Raw genomic sequence first — 17,583 nt, 5'->3', positions numbered from 1 at the left:
TCATGTCCCGCACCACGATCCGTATCGACCGCGCACCGGACCGGGCACGCCTGGCCCTGCGGGCGGGCATGCTCGTCCCCCGCACGGTCGAGGTCGGTCCGGACCACGCGCGTGTCGCCCTCGTCGCCGCCGGCGCGCTGTTGCTCGGTGGTGACTCGGTGACCGTCGACGTCCACGTCGACGCCGGGTGCACGCTCGAACTGCAGGACATCGGTGGCACCGTCGCCTACGACGCCGACAACCGGTTGTCCCGGTGGGACGTGCGGATCACCGTCGCCGAGGGCGGCACTCTCGTCTGGGACACCTACCCGTTCGTGATCGCCACCGGCGCCCGCGTGCACCGCGACACCCGGATCGAACTCGCCTCCGATGCCGCCGCGAGCATGCGGGAGACCCTCGTCCTCGGACGCCACGGAGAAACCGGGGGCGCGATCCGCAGCCGTACCTCGGTCACTCTCGATCGTCGTCCCCTCTTCGTCGAGGAGTTGTACGCGCACGGCGCGTTCCCCGAGCCCGGGATCCTCGGTTCCGCGCGGGTGCACGACGTCATCGCGACCTACGGGCGACGCGCCGAGGGCGACGGCGTCGTCCAGCTCGAAGGGTCCGGCAGCCTGCTGCGGTTCCTCGGTGCCGATACCCACTCCTCGCCACTCGAGTCGACCTGGCGCTCCTGGCGCTCCTGGCGCTCCGCACACGTTCACCCGTCCACCCTCGAAGGGAGTCTCACCCATGCACGTCCCTGACCATTTCCTCCCCATGAGCGCCACCGCGCCCGCCGCGGCGATCGCCACCGGTGCGGTCGTCCTCGCCGCCACCGCCGGGCGGCCGCGCATCACGAGCCGGGACACCCTTCTCGCCGGAACGACCGCAGCGATGATCTTCGGCGCTCAGATGGTCAACTACCCCATTGCCGGCGGCATCAGCGGCCATCTCATCGGCGGCGCTCTCGCGACCGCGCTTCTCGGGCCCCGGCTCGCGCTTCTCGCGATGACCGCCGTCGTCGGTGTGCAGGCATTGCTGTTCGGGGACGGCGGGATCAACGCCCTCGGGGTGAACGTGCTGCTGATGGCGGTGCTGCCCGTCCTCGTCACCGCCGGTGTCCGTACCGGCGCCGAGCGACTCGGCCTCGGGAAGCTGACGCGGACCACCGCCGCCGTCGGCGCCGGTCTGTCCGTGCCGGTGAGTGCCGCAGTTCTCGGCGTCGCGTACTCGGCGACCGCCGGAACCGGCGCCGCAGCAGCGTTCATCGGCGATCTGACTGCGGTCCACCTGACCATCGGCCTCGGTGAAGCCCTCATCACCGCTGCCGTGCTGAGCGCCGTGATGGCGTTCGCGCCCGGCGTCGCCGCGTGGGACGCACGGTCCTCCGTCACTCCTGTTGCCGTCCGACGTGGTCTCGCCGCGATCGGCGGTCTGGGCGTGGTCAGCGCCTGTGCGCTGGCTCTCGGCGCGTCCGGTAGTCCGGACGGTCTCGAGCACATCGTCGGTGCCTATTCGCTGCCGGTCGGTGACGCCGCCTTCGCCGGTCTTCCCGGCCTCGCCGACTACGGCACGCTCAGTGGCACCGAATTCCTCGCGGCACTGGCCGGGCTCGCCGCCACCGCGGTGATCGGCGCCGCCCTCACCGCGATGGGTCGTCACACGCCGGTCCGTCAGAGCGCGTAACGGTCCTCTCGAAGCCCCTTCGAGCGGTGCGGTCGCTGATGCGGCCGCACCGTTCGGCGTTTCGCAACCGATACGATCACCGACCGTTGCAGCTCCGTGACCTGGCGTTTTCACCGCCGATCAGGAATCTCGGAAATTTTTTCGATTCGGCGGGAACCTTTCCGCCTCCCGGTCTCTCTTACCTGTGTCAGTCACCGAGACACCGAAAGAGGCACCCACCATGGCTACCAACTCCTTCCCCGGCAGCAGCTCCTCGAACGCCGACCGCGCCGCATCGCAGTCCACCGCCAGCGACCGTGCGGACTCGTCGTACGGCTCGCAGTCCTCCTACGACGGCAACTCGTCCTACGGCTCCTCGTCGTCCGACCAGTCGGGATCGACGAGCTACGAGTCCTACGAGCGTTACGAGCGGTACGACAGCTCCGGCTCCTCGAGCTCGGACTCGTCCTACGGATCGGCGAGCAACTCGGGTGCGTCGAGCTCCGCCGGATCGGCCTCCTCGGCCTCCGACCGCGCCGCCGCGGAGAACGCCGAGTCCACCTCGAGCGTGACCTCCGGATCGGCCTCCACCGAGCCGGTCGTGCTCGACGAGTACACCCTCGGTGACGGCACCCGCGTCGCCGACGTCGACGTGGACGGCGACGGACAGGTCGACCTGTCGCTGGTGGACTACGACGGCGACGGCAGGACCGACGCGCAGATCAGCGACTCCGACGGCGACGGCAACGCCGACCTGATCGAGTTCGACCGCGACGGTGACGGTTACATCGACGCCGTCGCCGGTGATCTCGACGGTGACGGCCGCCTCGATCTGGCCGTCTTCGACGAGGACGGCGACGGCGAGGTCGACGTGGTGGTGGACCTGCACTCCGGTGCGGTGGACTACGACGGCGACGGCATCGCCGACGACTACGTCGACGTCTCGGCCTTCGACAACGGTTCCGAGTCGACCGACGCCGGTTCCGATCTGGTCTGAGACCCACTCCGACCGATCCGAGACGAAGGGCAAGCAGGTGATGTCACCGCAGATCCGTGAGCGGATCGACGAACTGATCGCGGCGGCGGATGTCGCGGCGGACGGGCCCGAGCGCGCCGCCGCGACCGCACGACTCGCCGATCTGGGGGTCGAACGTCTGGCCGTCGAGCCCGGTACGCGATTCGATCCGAGCCGTCACCGTGCGGTGGCGGTGACGCCGGCAGCGGCACCGGCGGACGAGAACCTGGTCGCCGCAATGATCCGGCCCGGCTGGTGTCACGAGGGGCAGATCCTGCGGTACGTCGAGGTGCGGGTGCAGGTTCCGCCGGCGCAGTACCCCAGTCCGGGGGCGTCGTGACACCCGCCACCGGGCGACGACCGTTCGCCGCTATAAAGTCCGCGGCGGTCATCGCACCGTCCATGCAGGTTTTGTGGGTTCGCATTCGAAAGGCACGATCGAGATGAGCTGGGTTCTGGCGGTCGATTTCGGCACGTCCAACACGTCGGCGGCGCACCGGATCGGGCCGGACCGGGTCGAATCACTGCCGCTGACCCACACCTCCAACCTCATGCCGTCCTCGGTGTACGTCGACCACACCGGGGCGATCACCACCGGCGACGTGGCCATCAACCAGGCCACCGTGGACCCGGCCGGCTTCGTCGCCTACCCCAAGACCCACGTGGCCGTCGGGTCGGTGATGGTCCGCGGCCAGGACGTCCCCGTCGCCCACACCATCGCCTCGGTCCTGCGCACCGTCTACAACCAGGCGCTACCCCGGCACAACAACCATCCGCCGGCGGAGGTCGTGCTCACCCACCCCGAGGCCTGGTCTCAGCGCGAACTCGACGTGCTGCGCCACGCCGCATCCCTGGCCGGACTCGGCGGCAGCGTCTCGCTGATCTCCGAACCCCGCGCCGCGGCGTTCTACTACTCGCGCCAGCACGACGCGAAGATCGTCAAGGGCTCGACGATCGCGGTGTTCGACTTCGGCGGCGGCACCCTCGACATCGCCGTGCTCACCGCGACGAGCGAATGGACCTTCGAGGTCATCCGGGCCGGCGGCGACAACACCCTCGGCGGCAAGAACCTCGACGCCACCGTCGCCCGCTGGGTCGACGAACGCCTGCGTGACGACGATCCGGATCTGGCGGCGTGGTTGCGCACCCCGGACGGGCTCGACGCCCGTCGCACCCTCGACGATCAGATCCGCCGCGCCAAGGAACTGCTCTCCGAGCATCCCTCGGCGACGATCCGGGTCACCGGCAACGGCGCGGATCTGACCTTCACCATCACCCGCGACGAGTTCGAGCAGCTCATCGAACCGCAGATCACCCGTGGCGTGCAGCTCGCCGCCCAGGTGCTGCGCGATGCCGGGGTGGACCGGTCGAGTCTGCAGGCGCTGTATCTGACCGGCGGCTCCTCCCGGATCCCGTACGTGCATCGGCGGCTGTCCGAACTCGGATCCATCGCCACCCTCGACGACCCGAAGACCGTCGTGGCCAAGGGCGCGGCCGGGTTCGTCGCCGGCGGACGCACCACCGAACCCGCCGCCGACCTCGACACCGAGGTGCTGCGACCGGACACTCCCCGCCCCGCAGCACCCCGACCCGGCGTTCCCCGTCCGGGTACCCCGGCGGCGCAACCGAACCCGGCACCGACGCGCGACGTGGAGCGGTCACGGCCGTCTCGGCCCCTGCTCATCGCCGGGGCCGCCGTGCTGGCGGTGCTCGTCGCCGCCGGGGCGGTCTTCGGACTCACCCGTGGGGACGCGGACGACGGAGCGGCGGCCGGCGCCGCAGCCGCCCCCGCTGTGGCCGAGGACAGGTCGGACACCGGAGCACCGCCCCCGGCGACATCGGATTCGGTCTATCGCAGCGAGAGCACCGACGAGGTGGTCGAACTGCTGCCGACCAAGTTGCTCACCGGGTCGAGTTCGTGCGAGAAGTCCGGCTTCTCCTCGGAAGGTGCCATGCAGGTGCGGTGCCAGATCAGCCCCAATTCCAACCTCGGGAAGGCGCTGGGCATGGAGCCCACCGACTACGAATCCGTGTCGGCGTACCGGGACGATCAGTACGCACGCTCGAACTTCATCCGGCTCCGTGACGTCAAGAACGACAACACCAGGATCGTCTCGGCGGACGGCACGCGTATCGCCGACTACGACCACCCACCGGGCGGCAACTCGTACTTCACCGTCATCGACAAGTCCACCGGACTCGTCGCGCAGTTCTCGACGACGACGGAGCGCGGCGAAGCACTGCTCGCCGAACTCGGTTGGAACGCCTGACCTGCCTTACCTCCCATGCCTTCCTCTTCAGGAGTCCTCTTCTCATGCACATCCCTCGAACCGGCCGTCTCGCCCTGGCCCTGGCGGCCGTCACCGTCGTCACCGTGGCCGGCTGCTCGTCCGACAGCGACGCCACCGTCGTCGACGAGACCACGACCGAACAGACCTCTGCCGGTGTGGATCTCGACTCGCTCGATACCGGTGACTACAACACCCAGCCGCGCGATTTCGTTGCGCTGGGCATGGCGGCCGAGGATTTCGGTCCGGCGGTGGAAGGCCAGCGACTCGCCGAGTTCGTCGTCCACCCGCACACCGTCGACCCGGCCCTCACCGTCGGCGGATCGACCAACGGCGTGTTCCTCGGCGGCACGGGCAACATCTTCTCCGGCAGCGAGAACGAGATCCTGAAAGAATTCTCGATCATCAACGCCTTCACCAGCTTCCGGAGCACCGACGACGACAGCCGCGAGTTCGGTGTCAGCGTCTGGCGATTCCCCACCCCCGAGGACGCCGCCGGCGCCGCGCAGGCCCTGTACGAGTACAAGCTCGGGCCCGCGGACGGTCCGTTCTCCACCGGTCCGGAGACCCCGACGACGCTGCCGGAACTGCCCGACACACTGGCCACCACCTACTCCTGGCCGGAACTGGCCACCACGTCCCTGAGCACGCTCACCACACGCGGCATGTTCGTCGTCTACACCTACAGCGGCGACGACAGCGGTGGGACCGAGTGGATCACCGATACCGCGACGCGCGGTGTGCAACAGCAGATCGAGCTGCTCGACCGGTTCCCGGCCACCCCTACCGACGAGATCGCCTCGCTGCCCATCGATCTGGACAAGGTGATGGCCCGGGCCGTGGGATTCGTCGACAGCGAGTACTCACGTAACTCCGACATGGCGGTCTACGGACCGGACGGCTGGTTGCACTACGACTCCGCTCCAGCCGACACCGAGGTGGTGTTCGAGCAGACCGGCACCGATCGTGTCGCGAAGGTCAACAGCGTCGTCTATCGCACCGCGGGCCCGGACGAGGCCGAAGTCCTGAAGGACGCGTTCGCTGCACACACGGCCGAGACGTATCCGGACCTGGTCGAGGACCCCTCGCTGACGCAAGGTCTTCCGAACACCACCTGCTGGTCGGGCGACGTCGCCGACGGTCGAGCCGCCGCGTGCCTGATGACCTACGGCCGCTACGTGGCCGAACTGTCCGGCTTCCGCTCGATCGGCAACGAGAATCCCGACTCCGACACGCTGCGCACCGTGCCGCAGCGCGTGGCCACTCAGTACGTGAAGTTCGTCCGCGCCGAGGAGATGGGCCTCGGCGAGAACTGACCTCCTCGCGGTCCGGTGACCGTCGGTGCACGACACCGAGGGCGGTCACCGGACCGCTGCGCGACGCGGCCGGGTAGGTTACTCCGCGTACAGATGGGGGTGCCATGCACGAGACGGAGTTGATCGAACGGTGCCGGTCCGGCGACCGGGCCGCGTTCGCCGCACTGGTGGAACCGTCGCGCACCCAGGTGTGGGCGGTATGTGTACAGATCACCGGTAACCGCCACGACGCCGAGGACGCCCTGCAGGACGCCCTGATCGCCGCCTGGCAGAACCTCGACAAATTCCGGGGCACCTCCCGCTTCGGTTCCTGGCTCTACCGCATCGCGAGCAACGCCGCGCTGGCGATCGTGCGCAAGCGCCGCGAGATCCCCGACGACGAGATCGACCTCGGTCGGGCCTCCACGGTGCCGGGACCGGCCGATCGCGTCGTCGACACCGACGCGGTGCGTCACGCCCTCGCTCGACTCCCGGAACAGTTCCGCGTCGCGGTCGTGCTCCGCGAATACGCCCAGATGAGTTACGCCGAGATCGCCCAGCATCAGAACGTGCCGGTCGCGACGGTCAAGACCCGCATCAACCGGGGGCGAGCACAACTCGTCGAACTGCTCGATCCCGCCCGCCTCGATCCCGCCGGTCTCGATCCCTGACCGGTAGATTGGGACGTGGCAGGAACATTCCGGGGCCCACACGACTCCAACCTGACGACGACGGACAACGGGGGAAGAAGGAAGAGCCCATGACAAGCGATGAGACCGATCCGCTGCCCTCACTGGGGGAGCTGCTCGGTATCGATGTGCTCGCCGACCTACCGGAACTGCCCGATCAGGTCTGGGAGCGCGCGCTCGACATCGCCACCGACCCCGGCACTGCCGCGGTCGATACCTCGTTGATCCCGGACGACGACGAGATCGTTCCGGAGACGGTCACCGTCGACTCTGTCGACCTCGATCCTGCCCTCGACCCCGATGCCGACCTCGACAGCGCAGGTGGAATCGACCCCGGCCTTGTCGACGACGACAACGGCGAGGCTTCATCCGACGACGAGGCAGCCTCGTTCGGCTTCACCGACAACGTCGACGAACCCGATCTCGGCGCGTAACCCACCGACCGGGTCAGTGTCCGCGGACGATCACCGTATAGGCGTGCGTCAGCGCTGTCAGCGCCGTGTCCTCCGCCGCCGACCGCGTCGACACGCTCTGGGCCTGCACCGCGACAAGCTTCTGTTGCGCCATCGCTCGGATCTGCTCGGGTGACGCCGTCGGCTCCAGCCCCAACGCCTCGGCGATCGTGCCGCCGCGCAGCACCTGGACCAGTTCGTCGACCGCCGGCGCGCTCGGGTCGGCCTGCAGCAGAGATCGCAACGCCCGCAACAACTCCACCGGCACCAGCGCCGGGTCCGTGCGCAGCGCCGAGACGATCTGCCGGATGGCGTCGCGCGCCGGATGCGAATAGACGAGGGCGTCGAGTTCGGCGAGGATCCGGCCGGCGCGGTGCAGCACCGCGAAGCGACGCAACGACTGTTCGAGCACCGCTCGCAGCGGATGGACGCCGGACACCCCGGACAACCACTGGTTGACCTGGTGCGCCCCACCCGTTGCCTGCGCGCGGGCGTGCACGAGCCCGTACTCCCCGATCAGCTCCAGCAGTCGCCACACCTGATCGCGCGGCACCGGCAGCGCGGCGGGATCCGCGTCGAGCAGATCGAACAACTCCAGCGGGGCCAGTGGGGCGAGCGCCACGAGCGCGTGGGCGTCGGCGTCGGTGAACGCACCGGTGTGGGAGGTCTGCGCCAGCAACCCGGCGACCGGCACCACCGTGCCGACCTGTCCCGCCAACCGCCGCGCGAGCACGTTCGCGTGTTCGGCGGCGTGTCCGAGCGGATCGCGGTTGCCGAGCACCCCGCGGCCGAAACCGTCTGCGCGCGACAGCACTCCGAGTGTGTTCAGCGGAGTGAAGCCGAGGCGCTGCAGGAATTCGACCTCGTCGGTGCGCGGCATCGAGTCGAACAGGAACACCGCCGCGTCGGCGTCGACGGACGCCGAGCGGGTCTGCTCGAATCCGTCGATCAGGGCGCGCTCGGTGGCGGCGGCGTTGGTGACGGTCAGTGTCGCCAGACCGGGGGTGTCGACGAGGGTGATGGTGCTCAGCGCATGGGAGGGCAGGTAGCGGTGCACGTACGCGACCTGCTCCGGCGGGACGCCGAGGTCGACGGTGGTGCCGAGTGCCAGCGGCACGGGTCGACGGGTGCCATCGGTGGACACCACGTCGGCGCGGGAGGGCGCACCGTTCTCGTAGACGGTGACGACATTGGTGGCCTCGAGCGCCGCGGTCTCGGCGACCGGCGCCCCGATCAACGCGTTCACCAGGGTGGATTTACCGGCCTTGAGCCGCCCGACGACGACGATGCGCGGCGGTGACCACAGGATCGCGCCGATACGGTTGGCGTGGGCGACGAGATCACCGCCGAGCGCGGCGAGTTGGTGCAGGGCGGCGTCGATGCGCTGGTGCACCGGATCGGGTGCCCCGGTCTGCGGTGGGATGTGCGGGGCGCTCATGCGGCACCTCCCCTCAGAGCCGTATCGATCGGGGTGATGCGGGCGCGAGTGATGCGCAGGTTCTTCTCCAGTCGTTCGATGTTCGCGGTGCGGGTCGCGGCGTCCGCCTGCGCGGCGCGCTTGGCCTCGTCGATACGCTTCTGCAACTCGGTGATCCGGTCCTGCAGGTGTTTGCGGCGACGCAGCACGATCTCCGGGCGGGTGGTGGCCATCGCGGCCTCGAGCATGCGGGTCGTGACGGTCCGCACGGTCGCGAGGGTCTCGCGCAGCCAGGTCAGCAGGTTCGTCTTGCCGGTGCGCATCGCCTTGAACCCGAGATTGATCGCCACCCAGGCGACGCCGGCGATGGCACCGGCCCCGATCACCGCGCCGAGCATGGTGGTGCCGATCATGCCCATCGTCAGCACGCTCGGATCCAGCAGCCCTTGGCGTTTCGAGCCCACCTCCCCGGTCACCAATGGATCGGTCTGCAGCGCCTCGAGGGTGATCTCGCGGATGTGCTCCCACTGCTGCGGGTCGTCGAAGAGGTCGGTGACGATCTTCTCGAGGTCGTCGAGGAAGACCTGCGCGGTGGTGGCCATCGCGTCGAGCAGGTCGGCCTGGATCTGGGCGGTGAACACCTGCGGGGAGCGCCGCAGCACCTGCATCGACGACTTGTTGATGCGTGTCGTCCAGTCCTCGCGCACGCGGGCGAGCTCCTCGTCGAGGCGGGTGATCGCCCGTTGCCGCGCGAGGGTGAGGTCGCGCTGCAGGTGCTGTTCCCACTGCTGCGCCTCGTCCTTGAGCCCCTTCAGCCGTTCCATCTCGGCGGTCAGGTCCGGGATCGCGGATTCGCCGTCGCGCACCACGGAGAGTTCGTCGCTGATTCCGGTTTCGATGCGGCGCAACCCGTCGAGGGCGACGCGCAGCGCATCGGCTTCGGGGCGGTGCCGTGCGGCGGCGACCCGCTCGTCGAGCATCCCCCACAGTCCGGGGAGACCGGAGCAGGCGAGGCTGCGCTCGCGCACCGGGGAGGGCGGTAGCGCGGTCGCGGCCAGGGCTCGCACGCTCGAGACGGCGACGACGGGGATGTCGCGGCCGACGTGTTCCGCGACGGCGCGGCGGTTCTCCGCGACGATCTGTTCCCAGCGGGTGAGGTTCTTGTCGGTCTTGGTGACCACGACCAGCACGTTCTCCACTCCGGCAGCGCTCTCGCGCAGGAACCGCATCTCCGGTTCGGTCAGCGGGGTCGACGCATCGCATACCAGCACGAGCACGGCGGCCCGATCGGCGGAGTGAGCGGCCATCGCCGCGTGCCGGGGGTCGAGGCCGCCGATGCCGGGAGTGTCGACGACCGACGCGTTCGTGAGCTTCTCGGACGCGATCGGCACGACCGCCGCGACCGGCAGCGCCTCGACGGTCGGGTCCTGGACGTAGCGGCCGCCGGTGGTGATCCACTCCCCCAGCTCGGCGCGGTCGATGCGCCGGCGCCCGTCGGGGAACACCAATTCGGCGGTGCCCTCCGGGAAATCGTCGGTGGCGGTGACGAAACGGGTTGCGACGGCGGTCGAGTGCTCGACGTCGTCGAGAGCGGCGCCGTCGCGGCCGATGAGAGCGCTGACCAGCAGACTCTTGCCGCGCTTGATCTCCCCCACCACCACGATCGACGTCGGCCGGCCGGTGTCGGCGAGTTTGCGTTCGGCGCGGTCGGCGACCTCGTCGTGCTTGTAGGCGCGCAGCACCTTGCACGCGCCGTCGATCAGGTCGGCCACAGACGGATCAGGAGACACGCGACGACACTACATACCGGTCGGTACGGGGCCGTGCTCCACTCCGGCGTTCGGACTCGTGGCCGCGTCCACGATGATTTCCGGCTCCTGCCCCGGTCAACATTCGTGAACGGATCCGTCCGACTCCGGGAGACGTCATGACCCAGCAGACCACCCGCGCCCTTCCTCCGATCGTCGACGAGCAGACATGGCGGTCGGCGCTCGACGACCTACGGCGACGGGAGAAGGCCGCCACTCGCGAACTCGACGCCATCGCAGCGCAGCGCCGCCGGCTGCCGATGATCGAACTGCCCGACTACACGCTGATCGGCGCCGACGGCCCGACCCGGCTCGTCGATGTGTTCCAGGGCCGCTCGCAGCTCATCACCTATCACCACATGTGGTCCGACGGTGCCGAATGGCAGTGCGGTGGATGCACGAGTCTCACGACGCAGTGGACCCGGCTCGGCATCCTCGACAACTACGACGCCCGCATGGTCGTCGTCACCAACGGGCCGATCGACGAAGCCCTCACCTACAAGGTGAAGGTGGGCAACACGATGGAGTGGTACTCGTCGTCGGAGAGTTCGTTCGGCGCCGACGTCGACGCACCTCCCGGTGGAGGGTTCGCGGTCAACGTGTTCCTGCGCGACGGCGACACGGTCTACCGCACCTGGCACACCACCGGCCGCGGCACCGAGCAGCTCAGCTACACCTTCGCGCTGATCGACATCCTTCCGTGGGGTCGTCAGGAGGAATGGCAGGATTCGCCCGAGGGCTGGCCGCAGTCGCCGACCTATTCGGGGTGGCTCGATTCCCCCGATGTGGCGCGACTCTACGGTCCGGGCACCGGCGCGCGGTGAAAGCGGATGACATGGTGGACGCGACCCCGTCACGCGCCTGGTACGTGAGAACCGGTGTGTCACAGGAATTCAGTCGGCGAGGTAGCGCAGCATCACGGCGGTGGTGAACTGTCGGGTCTCGACCAGGCGCAGATCCACGCGCTTCTCCAGGGGCGGGAACATCGGTGTGCCACCACCGAGCAGGACGGGTGAGACGAACACCTGGTACTCGTCGATGAGACCGTGTGGGATCAGCGACGCGGCGAGGTTCGCCCCACCGACCTCCATGACGCCGTCTCCCTCGGCCTTGAGCCTGCGCACCTCCTCCACCGCGTCGTCGCTGACGAGGCGACTGTTCCAGTGGACCTCGGTGAGGGTGCGGGAGAAGACGACCTTGGGCGTGGTCGTCCACAACTCGGCGAAGTCGCGTTCGATGGGCGAGGCGTCCTCGGGCAGGTGCGGCCAGTACTCGGCCATCAGCTCGTACATCCGCCGGCCGTGCAACGAGAGCTCGAGCCGGCGGAACCGGTCGTTGTGGAACTGGTGCAGTTCGTCGTCGGGGTCGGTCCAGTCGATATTGCCGTCGCGGTCGTTGATGTAACCGTCGAGGGACACGCCGAAGTCGTAGATCAGTGTTCTCATGCTCCGATAGACCGTCGGCGCACCCCGAACTCATCGGCCCGGTGCGCCCGTGTCGGGCTTAAGGCTGGAGCAGCACGTCCAGACCACGCTCGAACTCGTCGATACGGCGACCGAGGGCATGGTGACCGCCGTTGACCAGCTCGGACACCCGGACGATCCCTGCGGTGTCCGCGATCTCGTTGAGGTTGCGCGACGTCCAGTACCAGGCGGCGGTGGTGAAGGCGTTCTCCGGCGCGGCGAGCAGCTCGGGGTGCGCGACGAAGTCGACGCCGATGTGCTCGCTGACCTTCTCATAGTTGTGGCGGCCCGTGATCTGGATCGCGCCGCGACCCTTGTAGCGCTCACCGTCGCCGGGATGGGTGTTTCCGAGATCGGCGCGACCCTCGTATGCGCGACCGGACGCGTACTCCTCGAAGGTGCGGAAGGAGTCCGATTCGACGGCCAGCTGGGCGATGAACGCCGCCTGACGGACCGGGTTGTCGATGCCGCTGCGCGCCATCGCGTCGTTCAGCGGCGCGATGAACTGCTCGACCTTCTCCGCCGGGATGCCCGGCACGATGCGGGTCAGTTCCTCGGGTGTGACGGCGGGGAGCGGCGCAGGAGTCGTCTCGGCGACGAGTTCGACCACCTCGCTCGCCTCTGCGGATTCGGCCTCTTCCTCGTCGTCGGTCACGGTCCAGCCGTCGGCGGCCAGGGCGTCGAAGTCGAGCGCCCGGAGCAGGTCGCGGGGCTCCTGGAAACGGGTAGGTGCAGGGGTGGTGGGTGCGGTGTCGGCGTGGGCGACGGAGGTACCGACGCCGAGCGCGGCGGTGAGGACGGCCGCGGCGGCGACCGCGGCACGGAAACGGCGCAATGATGAAACGGACAAGGGTCGTGCTCCAAGATTCGCCGAAGCTGGGTTCGGCCTTCGAACGGGGCCGCGGGCATCACCGGCGGGATCGTTACCACCGCACGGAGGGCCAACACACGACCATCAGGTCACAACCAGGTAACGTCGCAGGTCGAGAGGTTTTCAAGCGATCGTGGCCGACGCCATCTGAACCAATGAAAGTGGTGCGTGCCATACTCGGAAGTCGATCATTGCGGCGATCGCATCCGGCCGGCCCAGCGAGAACCTGCCGGAGCGGTACCTGGCCGATCCTGCCCCTTGTCCACCGAGGATCGCTGCACTCTCACCGAATTAGTTGTGCAGCAGTACCTTCGATCACGAAACCGCACGCGCCGAAGGTTCGTCCCGCAGATGGTCGAATCGAGGCCGCGATGGGTCGCCCCCCTCGGGAACAGACCGGTTCGATTCGACCGAAGAGGTGTACACCCCCGAGCCGGGTCGTAATCATTTCGTGTCCGACGACACACCTCGATAACGCGTAGCCGCACGCCGACCGAGACCGTCCGCGTTCACAATACGACGACCCGAGCAGGAAGTACCGATTGGTATGTTCACACAGGTCGAAGACCCCGACCGTTCGGTCGGGTCTTCCATGATCAGCGCGCTGAAGCGGGTCGGCGCGGCGTGCTGCAGTAGCAAGCCCCGGTTCATAGCGCGAACTGCGCGGAGCGGTACCGACCGCCCTGTATGCCGCGCCGAGAACACTCAGCGGTCGCGGTAGTACGCCCGGATCGCGCGGCTCATCACCTTGATCTCACGGGTCCGCTCGTGCCGCAATCGGGCATCGGACCGGGCCGCGATCCATTCGTTCTCACGTCGCAGTTTGCGATGACTCTCCACTCGCCGGGCATCGAGGTCGCCGCGGTCGACAGCGGCACGAACCGCGCATCCCGGTTCGGTCTCGTGCGCACAGTCCGCGAAGCGGCAGTACTGAGCGAGCTCATCGATCTCGGGGAAGGCGGAGGCGATGCCGGCACCGGCGTCCCACATCCCGATACCCCGCAACCCCGGAGTGTCGATGAGGGTCACGCCGCCGCCCAAAGGGAACATCTCCCGATCGGTCGTGGTGTGCCGGCCCTTGCCGTCGCCCTGGCGCACCGGTGCCGTCGCCTGGATGTCGCGACCGCACAGCGCGTTGACCAGCGTCGATTTCCCGGCGCCGGACGCTCCGACGAACACGACGGTGCCGTGGAGCACCTCGCGCAGTTCATTCAGGCCGGATCGATTCGGCGCACAGACCTCGACCACGCTCGCTCCGGGTGCGACCATGGCGACCTGCTCGAATACCGCTTCGGTGGCGATGTCGACCTTCGTCAGGGCGACTACCGGTTGCGCGCCGCTGTCCCAGGCCAGCGCCAGCAGACGTTCCATGCGACCGAGATCGAGGGTGTCGGATGCGACCGTCACCACGACGGTGTCGACGTTGGCAGCGAGAACCTGCTCTTCCGAACGCCCCGACGCGTCGGCACGACGAATCGCGCCGGTACGCGGCAGCACCGCACAGACCGTGCAGGTCATATCGCCTTCGGTGGCCGGTTCGCGCACGATCACCCAGTCGCCGGTGCAGACGTGGGGGCCCGCTGTCCGTANGCGGAGGTCATGGTGTCACCATGACCTCCGCCGACCCTCACGATGCGGCCGGGGGATCCCTGGACGTCGTTGTCCGCGAACCGTTCCGCGATCTGCTCGGACCAGCCGTACTCGACCAGCGGATCGGTTCCGGGTGGGACATCGGGGTGCACGGTGACTCCTGGATCATGACGAGGCGCGGGTGGTCCGCTCCGACAGATCCGATGGTGAACTTCGCACCCTGCAATGCAATCGAATTTCCGCGTGCACCCTCAATCGCGGTGGGCCGACAGCAGCCAGGCCGGGAGCATCGAACGGCCCTTGTCGTCGCGTTGCCACGCGGCAGCCTCTTCGTCGCCGAGAAATGCGTGGATGAAGGCCGGCCGCACGTCGTCAACGGTCCAGAACTCGGCAACCACGTCGCGTAGCTCGTCGTCCGTCACGGGATTGGGTCCCTGGCCCTCTTCGGGGAAGGCGTCCTTCGAAAAGGCAAGGACGAAGAAGGACGCGTTCGGAGCAGCGGCACGGGTGACGGCGCTCAGGTAGGCACGGCGCCGGTCCACGGGCAGCGAATGGAACAGGGTGCTGTCGACGATCGTCGCGAACCGGCCGTCGAAACCCGTGAACGAGCTGATGTCGGCCACCTGGAAGGTCGCGGTCGTCAGTCCCCGCTCCGCCGCCGCGGCCCGAGCGGCCTCGATGGCTGTGGGCGACAGATCGAGACCGATCACGGTGTATCCCTGTGCCGCCAGACGGAGGGAGGTCTCGGCATGCCCACAGCCTGCGTCCAGCACGTCGCTACGGAATCTGCCCTCGTCGATCAATCGGGCGATCTCGGGCTGGGGTTCGCCGATGTTCCAGGGTACGGGGCCCGAAAACCCTTCGGCGACGCCCCGGTAGATGTCGTCCCACGGTGCAACCTGGCCGTCCTCGGTCATGGATCCGACGGTACGCCCGCCGCCGGATCCACCGCACCGATTCCGAATTCGGCACCGGTAACCGGTTCACTCGGCCGGGTTCGTGAGGAAGGATCGACAAGCGCCACCGTTCGAGAGGGGAACTCACTCGTGACCGAAACCGCCGCATCTGCACCCGCCGGCCCCGGCCGCGAACGTCAGGGGGTCGTGTACCGCAACGGCGCGCTGGGCCGGCGTCCGGCCGTCCCGACGTCCTTCGGCGACCTCGAACACGCCGCGCGACGCGCGAGTTCGAAGCGGGCCTGGGCGTATGTCGCGGGCGGCGCCGGCGAGGGACGCACGATGCGCAACAATCGGCGTGCGTTCGACCGATGGGCGATCGTCCCGCGCATGGCCCACGGAGTCACCGAACGCGACCTGAGTACGACCGTGGCAGGCACGTCGCTGTCCTCACCGCTGTTGCTGGCACCGATCGGCGCGGGAGCATTGATGGCCGCGGACAGCGACCTGGCGATCGCGCGGGCGGCCGCCGCGACCGGCGTGCCGTACATCTTCTCCAATCAGGGCTGCAATTCCATGGAGGACTGCGCTGCCGCAATGGGCTCCGCGTCCCGCTGGTTCCAGCTGTACTGGAGTTCCGACGAGGATCTCGTCGACAGCCTGCTGCGGCGGGCCGAAGCGGCGGGCGCCGAGGCCGTCGTTGTCACCCTCGACACGACGATGCTGGGATGGCGTCCGCAGGACCTGAATCTCGGGTCGTTGCCGTTCGCACGCGGCGAGGGCATCGCCCAGTACACCTCGGATCCCCGCTTCCTCGACATCGTCCGGCAGCGGATCGACGCCGCCCGCGACACGCTGACGGAGCGACCCGATGTCACGTTCGGCGCGATCCGCACACTGCTGTCGATGACCCGCAACCATCCGGGTCGATTCCTCGACAATCTCCGCTCCCCCGTACCGCGCGCCGCCGCGGAGACCTTCCTCGACATCTACTCCAATCCGGGACTGAGCTGGGAGCATCTGGCGACGTTGCGGGATCGGACGCGACTTCCCATCGTACTCAAGGGAATTCTGCATCCGGACGACGCGCGTCGCGCCGTCGACCTCGACGTCGACGCCCTCGTCGTGTCGAACCACGGTGGACGCCAGGTCGACGGATCGATCGCCTCACTCGATGCTCTGCTCGACATCCGTGCCGCGATCGGCCGGGAGCCGACCGTGTTGCTGGACAGCGGGATCCGAAGCGGCGCCGATGTCTTCGTCGCGCTCGCGCTCGGCGCGGACGCCGTACTCCTCGGCCGGCCCTACATGTACGGACTGGCGATCGCGGGTCGGCAGGGCGTCGAGGAGGTGGTCCGCAACGTGATCGCCGAGTTCGACCTCACCATGGCATTGACCGGTGCCCGTTCGGTCGCCGATATCGACGAACGGTTCGTCCGGCCGAATCCCTCCTTCTGAAACAGGGTCAGGCCTTGCGCGCACGCACCTTGCGGTACGGGGTCTCGTCGATGCGCGTGGTGATCTCGGCGACCATCCTGTCGTACGACTCGTTCTTGCGGGCGATGCCGATGAGCCGCTTGGTGGTGCGCGCGGCGGCGCCCAGGTTCATCGGGCGGCCCTCGATGCCGTACATCAGGCGCGCCCACTCCGGCAGCAGCGACAACATGTCGTCCTGCACGACGACGAAGGTGAACACCTTCACCGGATTGCCCCACAGGTTCGGCTTCCGGAGCGCGTGCGTCACCTCGGCGGCGGCGAGCGACAGCGACAACCAGTGGCGCTGCTCGTCGACGTACGCCTCGAGGTCGGCGCGGGTGGCGGGAAGACGGGCCGGGTCTGCGCCGACGAGCTCTGCGGCGATGTGCTGTTCGACGACGAACTTGTCCTGTTCGGCGGGGGTCAGGTCGAGGCCGAAAGCCTCCGCACCACGCAGCAGCGCGAACGCGAGAGCGTTGTGAGTCCAGTCGATCCACACGGGCTCGTCTGCGCGCAACGTCGTGCCGATGTGCAGCCGGTACTTCACGGTGTTGCGGTGGAGGACGAGTTCCTCGGAGGTCTGCACATAACTTCCGCCGGTTCGCAGGAACACCCCCGTCGTGTCCCGTAACCGCTCCGCGGCCGGGCTGTCGATCGCGAGCCGGCCCAGCGTATCGGC

At 68.5% G+C, this 17,583-nt stretch carries 17 protein-coding genes; 10 read left to right on the top strand and 7 right to left on the bottom strand.

Annotated elements, in window-relative coordinates; all coding sequences use genetic code 11:
• The first annotated feature begins 2 nt into the window (after positions 1–2).
• The 8 genes from QR64_RS22545 (at position 3) to QR64_RS22510 (ending at position 7,365) form a co-directional block, all read left to right on the top strand.
• Positions 3–743, top strand: a complete 741-nt coding sequence (locus tag QR64_RS22545) for an urease accessory protein UreD (RefSeq protein WP_039587277.1) — start codon at positions 3–5, stop codon at positions 741–743.
• On the top strand, positions 730–1,665 hold the full coding sequence (locus QR64_RS22540) for an energy-coupling factor ABC transporter permease (protein ID WP_033098153.1): 936 nt from the start codon (positions 730–732) through the stop codon (positions 1,663–1,665). The genes QR64_RS22545 and QR64_RS22540 overlap by 14 nt, the downstream gene beginning before the upstream one ends.
• 220 nt (positions 1,666–1,885) lie before the next feature.
• Complete coding sequence (locus tag QR64_RS25295; protein WP_016692262.1) at positions 1,886–2,641, top strand: hypothetical protein; 756 nt, start codon at positions 1,886–1,888, stop codon at positions 2,639–2,641.
• A gap of 40 nt (positions 2,642–2,681) precedes the next feature.
• Positions 2,682–2,999: a nucleotide exchange factor GrpE gene (grpE, locus tag QR64_RS22530; RefSeq protein ID WP_033098152.1), complete on the top strand. Its 318-nt coding sequence runs from the start codon at positions 2,682–2,684 to the stop codon at positions 2,997–2,999.
• A 103-nt stretch (positions 3,000–3,102) separates the two neighbouring features.
• Positions 3,103–4,929 carry an Hsp70 family protein gene (locus QR64_RS22525; protein WP_039587424.1) on the top strand — a complete coding sequence of 609 codons (1,827 nt, stop codon included), beginning with the start codon at positions 3,103–3,105 and terminating at the stop codon, positions 4,927–4,929.
• Positions 4,930–4,973: 44 nt separating this feature from the next.
• Positions 4,974–6,263 carry a hypothetical protein gene (locus QR64_RS22520; protein WP_039587275.1) on the top strand — a complete coding sequence of 430 codons (1,290 nt, stop codon included), beginning with the start codon at positions 4,974–4,976 and terminating at the stop codon, positions 6,261–6,263.
• A gap of 104 nt (positions 6,264–6,367) precedes the next feature.
• A complete protein-coding gene (locus QR64_RS22515; protein ID WP_039587273.1) occupies positions 6,368–6,913 on the top strand; it encodes an RNA polymerase sigma factor in 546 nt (181 codons plus the stop codon).
• Between the two features lie 89 nt (positions 6,914–7,002).
• The gene (locus QR64_RS22510; RefSeq protein WP_084222385.1) at positions 7,003–7,365 is read left to right on the top strand and encodes a hypothetical protein; all 363 of its coding nucleotides are present in this window, start codon (positions 7,003–7,005) and stop codon (positions 7,363–7,365) included.
• Between the two features lie 13 nt (positions 7,366–7,378).
• On the opposite strand, the gene QR64_RS22505 is transcribed toward QR64_RS22510, so the two are convergent.
• Positions 7,379–8,821 (bottom strand): GTPase, encoded by a 1,443-nt coding sequence (locus tag QR64_RS22505; protein WP_039587271.1) that lies wholly within the window; start codon positions 8,819–8,821, stop codon positions 7,379–7,381.
• Complete coding sequence (locus QR64_RS22500) at positions 8,818–10,590, bottom strand: dynamin family protein (protein ID WP_232333348.1); 1,773 nt, start codon at positions 10,588–10,590, stop codon at positions 8,818–8,820. Before QR64_RS22500 ends, QR64_RS22505 begins: the two co-directional genes overlap by 4 nt.
• 137 nt (positions 10,591–10,727) lie before the next feature.
• Between QR64_RS22500 and QR64_RS22495 the strand changes: the two genes are divergently transcribed.
• Complete coding sequence (locus QR64_RS22495) at positions 10,728–11,432, top strand: DUF899 domain-containing protein (protein ID WP_033098148.1); 705 nt, start codon at positions 10,728–10,730, stop codon at positions 11,430–11,432.
• 69 nt (positions 11,433–11,501) lie between these two features.
• Here QR64_RS22495 and QR64_RS22490 read toward each other — a convergent pair whose 3' ends face one another.
• From QR64_RS22490 to QR64_RS22475, 4 genes are all read right to left on the bottom strand, one after another.
• On the bottom strand, positions 11,502–12,053 hold the full coding sequence (locus QR64_RS22490) for a dihydrofolate reductase family protein (protein WP_006552034.1): 552 nt from the start codon (positions 12,051–12,053) through the stop codon (positions 11,502–11,504).
• A 58-nt stretch (positions 12,054–12,111) separates the two neighbouring features.
• Positions 12,112–12,921, bottom strand: a complete 810-nt coding sequence (locus tag QR64_RS22485; RefSeq protein WP_232333347.1) for a glycoside hydrolase family 19 protein — start codon at positions 12,919–12,921, stop codon at positions 12,112–12,114.
• Positions 12,922–13,647: 726 nt separating this feature from the next.
• Positions 13,648–14,460, bottom strand: a complete 813-nt coding sequence (gene rsgA, locus QR64_RS22480; RefSeq protein ID WP_235367301.1) for a ribosome small subunit-dependent GTPase A — start codon at positions 14,458–14,460, stop codon at positions 13,648–13,650.
• 323 nt (positions 14,461–14,783) lie between these two features.
• A complete protein-coding gene (locus QR64_RS22475; RefSeq protein WP_033098146.1) occupies positions 14,784–15,449 on the bottom strand; it encodes a class I SAM-dependent methyltransferase in 666 nt (221 codons plus the stop codon).
• A 129-nt stretch (positions 15,450–15,578) separates the two neighbouring features.
• Between QR64_RS22475 and QR64_RS22470 the strand changes: the two genes are divergently transcribed.
• Positions 15,579–16,886: an alpha-hydroxy-acid oxidizing protein gene (locus tag QR64_RS22470; protein ID WP_033098145.1), complete on the top strand. Its 1,308-nt coding sequence runs from the start codon at positions 15,579–15,581 to the stop codon at positions 16,884–16,886.
• Positions 16,887–16,893: 7 nt separating this feature from the next.
• Here QR64_RS22470 and QR64_RS22465 read toward each other — a convergent pair whose 3' ends face one another.
• Complete coding sequence (locus tag QR64_RS22465) at positions 16,894–17,490, bottom strand: oxygenase MpaB family protein (RefSeq protein ID WP_232333346.1); 597 nt, start codon at positions 17,488–17,490, stop codon at positions 16,894–16,896.
• Between the last annotated feature and the right edge of the window lie 93 nt (positions 17,491–17,583).

Source organism: Rhodococcus sp. Chr-9, assembly GCF_000801125.1.
GTDB classification, from domain to species: domain Bacteria; phylum Actinomycetota; class Actinomycetes; order Mycobacteriales; family Mycobacteriaceae; genus Rhodococcus; species Rhodococcus pyridinivorans.
The sequence above is the reverse complement of the archived record's forward strand: the minus strand, read 5'-3'. Positions and strand labels throughout refer to the sequence as shown.

Coding starts and splice junctions, on each gene's coding strand:
- QR64_RS22545 (WP_039587277.1), top strand. CDS start 3: ATGTCCCGCACCACGATCCGTATCGACCGCGCACCGGACCGGGCACGC.
- QR64_RS22540 (WP_033098153.1), top strand. CDS start 730: ATGCACGTCCCTGACCATTTCCTCCCCATGAGCGCCACCGCGCCCGCC.
- QR64_RS25295 (WP_016692262.1), top strand. CDS start 1,886: ATGGCTACCAACTCCTTCCCCGGCAGCAGCTCCTCGAACGCCGACCGC.
- grpE (WP_033098152.1), top strand. CDS start 2,682: ATGTCACCGCAGATCCGTGAGCGGATCGACGAACTGATCGCGGCGGCG.
- QR64_RS22525 (WP_039587424.1), top strand. CDS start 3,103: ATGAGCTGGGTTCTGGCGGTCGATTTCGGCACGTCCAACACGTCGGCG.
- QR64_RS22520 (WP_039587275.1), top strand. CDS start 4,974: ATGCACATCCCTCGAACCGGCCGTCTCGCCCTGGCCCTGGCGGCCGTC.
- QR64_RS22515 (WP_039587273.1), top strand. CDS start 6,368: ATGCACGAGACGGAGTTGATCGAACGGTGCCGGTCCGGCGACCGGGCC.
- QR64_RS22510 (WP_084222385.1), top strand. CDS start 7,003: ATGACAAGCGATGAGACCGATCCGCTGCCCTCACTGGGGGAGCTGCTC.
- QR64_RS22505 (WP_039587271.1), bottom strand. CDS start 8,821: ATGAGCGCCCCGCACATCCCACCGCAGACCGGGGCACCCGATCCGGTG.
- QR64_RS22495 (WP_033098148.1), top strand. CDS start 10,728: ATGACCCAGCAGACCACCCGCGCCCTTCCTCCGATCGTCGACGAGCAG.
- QR64_RS22490 (WP_006552034.1), bottom strand. CDS start 12,053: ATGAGAACACTGATCTACGACTTCGGCGTGTCCCTCGACGGTTACATC.
- rsgA (WP_235367301.1), bottom strand. CDS start 14,460: ATGACCTGCACGGTCTGTGCGGTGCTGCCGCGTACCGGCGCGATTCGT.
- QR64_RS22475 (WP_033098146.1), bottom strand. CDS start 15,449: ATGACCGAGGACGGCCAGGTTGCACCGTGGGACGACATCTACCGGGGC.